The sequence below is a fragment of the Sulfitobacter brevis genome (assembly GCF_900112755.1).
GTDB classification, from domain to species: domain Bacteria; phylum Pseudomonadota; class Alphaproteobacteria; order Rhodobacterales; family Rhodobacteraceae; genus Sulfitobacter; species Sulfitobacter brevis.
Genome location: NZ_FOMW01000048.1, coordinates 1 through 5,694, shown reverse-complemented (window position 1 = coordinate 5,694; position 5,694 = coordinate 1). Strand labels below are relative to the sequence as shown.

The following is a 5,694-nucleotide window of genomic DNA, read 5'->3' as shown; positions in this document are numbered from 1 at the left end:
ATCCCACCTCCGAAGAACGCGGTCTTGAGCCCCGATGCCGCCCAAAACCCAAGCACTCGAGACTGCCATATCGCGGACATAGCTGCCCGTGGTCGCATGGCTTGGCAAACGTCATCGGGATATAATCAGCGCAGCCGTGGCGAAACCTTGATGGGTCGTTGGAAGGCCGTCATTGGCCCCAAACTCAAGGCGAGATCGTTCGAAAATCAGAAGACAGAGGCCAAGATTGGCGTCCGGATTCTGGACCGGATGACCGAACTTGGCAGGCCCAATTTCGAACGCACCGCCTGAAATCCGTCTCGGGTAGGGCGCGTTCCAGCCAATTTACCCTCCGTGCAACAACGCCTGGCCGAGGTGTTTCTGGACATAACGCTCATCAACCTCGGCTGAGCTGGCAAGCCCGGCCCGCAGGGAGTGGCCAGAGAATAGGGCCAAACGCTCTTTCTCCGGCAGGTCGCTGCGAATGCCAGCATCCAACACAGTTTGTTTGATCAGCCGCGCGACATGTTTATCAGAAAGCCGCGCCTCCAGCGCCTTCGTGCCATCACGTGACGTGCGAACGAACAAAGGCCCAAAATCAATCTTGGCAAAGTGCAGCCATTGTTCCAGCGCATGCACCGGGCAGGATTGGTCACATGATCCCCGGCCAATTTCCACCTCTCGCCATCCTGTCTTTGCGTTGAACGTAAGCAGGGCTCCGTCGTCGGAGATATCCATCCAGCCATCTGAATCTGGCGTGTCGTCTTTCCCGTGATCCAGACTGACGATCTCGGATCGGCGCAACCCGCCCGCATAGCCAATCAGCAGGATCGCCCGATCCCGCAGCCCGCGCAGATTAAAATCCAGTGTGGCAACCATCGCGAGAATGTCTTCGGTCAATACCGCTTCTTTCTGCACCGGCGGCCGCGCGTGTTTGCGGCGAATTCCTGCCAGTACGGTGGCGATGTGACGGTTCTTGCGATCGAGCACAAAGCCCCGCTGTTGATACTGCCAAGCCATCCCCGAGAGACGACGTTCGATTGTAGAAACGGAGAGGGGTCGAGACGCCGACTGTGAAGGGGAGCCATCGTCCGGCGACGCGCAGTTGGCAATATAGAGCCCGATGAGTTCAGCGGAAGGGGGCAGGGGGTTCGCCCCCCGACGTCGACACCAACTGTTGAAATGGGCCCAGTCCTTCTTGTAGGCGAGACTGGTGTTCTTGGCCGTTGCCTGTCGGGCGTAGTCGCGGGCTGTGTCAACCAGTCGGTCAAGCGCACCTGATCCGGGTACAAGGTTCGGAACACCGATGGCCTCACTTGCGGCTGCGTCTCTCTCGTCGTCCTTGTTGGGCGAGGAGGTGATAGCGGGGTCCGGGTGCGATTTTGTCGGAACGCCTGGGATATTGAGACTGGGTTTCACGTGATTTTAATGCCTTATCCAAACTGAATTTTTGAGACTGAGCCGCTATTGATGAGACTGGCGGAAAAACATGCAGAGGTTTTTGAGACTATACCGCAGCCGTATGGAAGGTGAATTTTGATGGCCTTGCTTCGATCGGCGGCGTTTTAACCATGGGCAGGTCCTTGTTTTGTTGGGGCGCAACGTCGCCAGTCTCAAAAACCTCGGCGCGTCCAGTCTCACAAATACGGGTGGCGAGTCTCATGAACCCCGGTCAGTTTTTCGAGGAAGCGCTTGAATCTCACTTATTCCGGCGTTCCAACATTTTGGCCAGTCGTTCTTGCTTCATTGCTGGACTCTAACGCGTTGATATTCTTGAATCTATGCTCTTGTTTCATTCTTGGATTTTAGGTTCATTGGTGGATTCCAAAACGTGGGGGGCGAGCGGACTTAGAAGATAGCTTCGAGTTGTCGATGCCGCATGCATGCGGAGTGTGTTGATCTTGCTCGCCCTTTTTTTCGCTGCTACCGAGTCCAGAGATTGAGCAAGAGCCCAGTCCACCGATGGAATGGAAACGTCAAGGGCGAGAGGGCTGATTTAAGGCGAGTCCACCCATGAAACTAAAACGACACGTACTATCCTGCCCCCTACCGGAGCAGACCCCGATAATGCAAACTTATTGGACATAGTGCAGAGCTGTAAGGTGGGGCGGTTAATTCACTATTTTGTGGATAAAAGCGCCGTGGGAGATTAGTGTTCCAACATGACTTATCAGCCTGCTGCACTCTCTGACGACTTGAACACTCTACCCAAGCTGCCGGGTTGGGTCACCTGTGGGCGTGCAGAAACCTTCGAGTCTGTGGCTTTTCGGTCAGGGGCTGCGCTGACGGTGCTCGATAAACTGGTAAGCGATCCGTCCCAAGGTGTGCCTCTTAAACTGCTCGCCAACAAGCTTGCACTACAAGCGGCAACGGCGACGTCAAAACTCGAAGGACGGCTGGCCCGAGAGGTGGATATCCGCGACGCTTACCACCTGACGCCGGCAGGGGAGGCACGCGGACCGGATGGCGATCTACTGGCGTTTTGGCGGGCTGGTGTGGCGCTGCGGTTAACCGGGCAAGATTTGCAAATTGGCTTAAAGAATCTTGTTGGTTCGAACTTTGAAGGTGACATTGCAGGCTGGATGGCCGCCGGTGTTGTCCGCGCAAAATCCCATGGGCCGTTGGCGGGCTGTGTTGCCGTGATGCGCGCGGTTCTGGAAATGGATGACCGGGCCGAACGGATCGCGTGTCTGCTGGCTGATATCGTTTTGGCGCGGGTATTGAACTGGACGTCACTGCTGCCTGTCGCGGCACAACACCTTACAAAAACGATGTTGCGCGATCTGGTCGCGGACGGGCAGGGGGTGGAGATAGAGGTTCAAGCGCGTCTTTTGATCTCCATCGAAGATACGATCCGGTTGGCGCGAGATCTTGCGACCCGAGCATCTGCGCTCCGAGTTGTCACTCCAAAGCTCCGCGCGAAGGGGTCGAAGGCGGCGGCCGACCTGTTCCTGTCTGAGGATGCAATTGGTCCTTCGATGATGCTGTCACCAACAATTCAAGGCACCACGATCACAATGACCGATCGCGCCGCCCGTAGGTTCTGCGATCGGCTGGTTGAGTTGGGCGTCGCGTGTGAGCTCACTGGGCGGCCGACCTTTCGGCTGTATGGGATTGTGCGATGACCCGCACCGCCATGACCTCCGCTGCGAAACAAAAGAACTCGAAATCGAAGGAGGCCGGACGCGAAGGCGTCTTTGATCGAGAACTGGAGGACCTGCCGCAAGAGCTGCGGTGGCGCGCATGGATGGGGCGGATTGAAGCGGTACTGTTTGCCAGTGCCACGCCGGTTGGCCGCGACGACCTGGCGCGCGTGGTCGGGCAGGGGGCTTCGGTCGAGATGCTGATCGAAGACATTCAAGGGGAGCTGGCAGGCCGTCCTTATGAATTGATGGAGGCTGCTGGTGGTTGGATGTTGCGGACAAAGACGCAGTTTGCCGAGGCGATCAAGGCTTCGGCTGATCTTGGCGACCAATCCCTGGCCTTCACCGAGATTGAGATGGGGGTGCTCTGCGCCATCGCCTATCATCAGCCGATTGATAGGGCAGGACTGAAGGACGTCTTTGGCAAGGAAGTCAGTCGCGATCTGCTGGCGCGACTCCGGTTCAAGGATCTGATCGCCAGCGGTCCGAGAGCACCGCGACCCGGCGCGCCGCATACCTTTGTGACGACAAAAAAGTTTCTGATGACGTTCGATTTGCAGACACTGCGGGACTTGCCAGAGTTGGATTTGGCTGTTGTAAACGCAGATGAGACGACGCGGACGGCGTAGTTCAGAGGTTCTTCGCTTTCAATTGGCCGTGTTGCACAGATCAACTGCAACTCGCAACGCGCCCAACCCGAGACGGAATTCATGCGGTACGTTTAAAACTTGGACTGCCGAGTCCGGTCATCCGATTGAGAACTCGGACGCCAATCTTGGCTTCTGTTTTTTGATTTTCGAAGGTGCGCGCCTTTAGCTTGGGCCCAATAACTGTTTTCCAGCGGCCCATGAGAGTTTCGCCGCGGCTGCGTTGATTGTAGCCCGTGGCTTTCTGCCAAACCATTCGCCCGCGGGCTGCGATCTCAGCGATATGGCGATCGCGCGCCGTCGGATCTTTGGCCGCATTGGGGCTCAGGATCGCGTTTCTGGGAGGTGGGATCGTGACTTCGATTGCAGATCCGAACCGAGCGGCAAGCAAATCAGATGTTCGTTCTCCGTCGTAAGCGCCGTCTGCCAAAAACAGATCAACCGGGCCGTCGACTTGATCCAAGAGATCTGGCAGCGCCGTTGGATCGCCGACGTCATCCTGGGTCAGATCAGAGCAGACGATCTGACCGCTGACAAGATCAAGACCGAGATGTAGCTTTCGCCAAGAGCGCCGTTTGCGCTTTGTTTTATGCTTTTGCTCAAGCCAGTCACCTTCGCCAAAGATCTTCAGGCCGGTACTGTCCACAACCAGTTGCAAAGGTTTGTCGCTCTTGGACCTGGGCTTCAGGCGCAACGTCAGCCCATTTCCACGGCGCGACAGGATAGAAAAATCCGGCACTGCGATCCCAACTCCTAGCAGCCGCGCAATAGAGCGCATCAAGCCTTGGGTTTGACGCAGCGGCTGCTTGAAGACCAGGCCCAGCGTCAGACACAGCTCGATTGCCAGATCAGAGTAGTGCGGCTGTCCGCCACGCGTCGTACGGCGTGGTGCCGACCACAGGGCAAGTGCGTCTTCGCTGATCCATACCGTCAGATCACCACGTCGCCGCAGGCCTTCATTGTACTCGGCCCAGTTTGTCACTCGATGCCTTTGCTTCGGAATTTTGTCGCGCCGCTCGGCGTTGAATTTGTGCGGCATTTACAGCATCCTGAAACGAACAGAACGCACCCAATATCAACCGACCGGGGGTCCCTGCAACAACGCCAACCAATACCAGTTATGCATTACCAGCAGGCAATTCATGTTGAACAGACCGGCCGCGTTCGATCCGCTTTTGTCGATAACGACCTTGTCTGGCCATCCGTTGCTGGCGATCGCCTTGGCGAAGAATGCGGTCGCCGCCGCTTCATCACGTCGTTCAGACAGCATGAAATCTAGGCTGTTGCCCCATTTGTCGATCGCTCGATAAAGATACATCCAGCGACCTTTGACCTTCACGTAAGTCTCATCCATTCGCCAAGATCGCCCTGTCTGTGCCTTCCGGCGATGGCTTTGCACAGCGATGGCGCTTGAATACTTCTCGACCCATCGGTTCAGAGTGGCGTGATCAACGTCGACGCCGCGCTCGGCCATGATTTCTTCGAGATCCCGATACGATACCGCAAACCGAACATAGAAATAGACTGCGTACAGGATCACAGATTTCGGATAATGCGCGCCTTTAAAATCAATCATTGTTCTGCTCCCTGCGCCGGTGGCCTTCAAAGACAAACTGCTGCCACATCGTTAGACAGAGAAAAAGCTCGAAAAGTTTGCGACACAACCGTCGTGCCTGGCCTTGATCATTGGTCCCACAAGGGGCTCAATAACCGTGCAGAAAACAGCCATCTCCCTTTTCGAAAACGAGAGCGGGTGATGCAGGGTTTCCGATCGCCGGGTAGTTTACAACGTTTCGTTTCGATGTAATCTGCAACCCGCAATTCCTTCGCCGTACCAGCCCGCCGTCGTTCCGCTCTCACCATCCGCTACCATCGACTCGAAGCATTCGAGGCGTGGAAATCCGCGGCAAACGTCGCTTGATCAA

Annotated in this window: 4 protein-coding genes and 3 pseudogenes; 4 read left to right on the top strand and 3 right to left on the bottom strand. The window is 56.4% G+C overall.

The annotated features are described in order from the left end of the window. Positions 1–291: pseudogene (locus BM174_RS20435) on the top strand (IS5 family transposase); the annotation flags it as partial. Between the two features lie 33 nt (positions 292–324). On the opposite strand, the gene BM174_RS20430 reads toward BM174_RS20435, so the two are convergent. Continuing rightward, positions 325–1,287: a tyrosine-type recombinase/integrase gene (locus BM174_RS20430; protein ID WP_425442403.1), complete on the bottom strand. Its 963-nt coding sequence runs from the start codon at positions 1,285–1,287 to the stop codon at positions 325–327. A gap of 854 nt (positions 1,288–2,141) precedes the next feature. Between BM174_RS20430 and BM174_RS20425 the strand changes: the two genes are divergently transcribed. Further along, the gene (locus tag BM174_RS20425) at positions 2,142–3,104 is read left to right on the top strand and encodes a DUF1403 family protein (protein ID WP_093925632.1); all 963 of its coding nucleotides are present in this window, start codon (positions 2,142–2,144) and stop codon (positions 3,102–3,104) included. Between the two features lie 11 nt (positions 3,105–3,115). After that, complete coding sequence (gene scpB, locus BM174_RS20420) at positions 3,116–3,751, top strand: SMC-Scp complex subunit ScpB (protein WP_093925633.1); 636 nt, start codon at positions 3,116–3,118, stop codon at positions 3,749–3,751. Positions 3,752–3,830: 79 nt separating this feature from the next. On the opposite strand, the gene BM174_RS20415 is transcribed toward scpB, so the two are convergent. Next, positions 3,831–4,808, bottom strand: coding sequence for an IS5 family transposase (locus BM174_RS20415; protein ID WP_093925631.1), 978 nt, complete (start codon positions 4,806–4,808; stop codon positions 3,831–3,833). Positions 4,809–4,898: 90 nt separating this feature from the next. Next, positions 4,899–5,345 (bottom strand): annotated as a pseudogene (locus tag BM174_RS20410) (IS6 family transposase); the annotation flags it as partial. A gap of 105 nt (positions 5,346–5,450) precedes the next feature. On the opposite strand from BM174_RS20410, the pseudogene BM174_RS21810 reads away from it, so the two are divergent. Continuing rightward, a pseudogene (locus BM174_RS21810) lies at positions 5,451–5,690 on the top strand (DDE-type integrase/transposase/recombinase); the annotation flags it as partial. Between the last annotated feature and the right edge of the window lie 4 nt (positions 5,691–5,694).

Excerpts from the sequence above, each read along its gene's own strand:
- BM174_RS20425 (WP_093925632.1), top strand. The coding sequence starts at position 2,142 with ATGACTTATCAGCCTGCTGCACTCTCTGACGACTTGAACACTCTACCC.
- scpB (WP_093925633.1), top strand. The coding sequence starts at position 3,116 with ATGACCTCCGCTGCGAAACAAAAGAACTCGAAATCGAAGGAGGCCGGA.
- BM174_RS20415 (WP_093925631.1), bottom strand. The coding sequence starts at position 4,808 with ATGCCGCACAAATTCAACGCCGAGCGGCGCGACAAAATTCCGAAGCAA.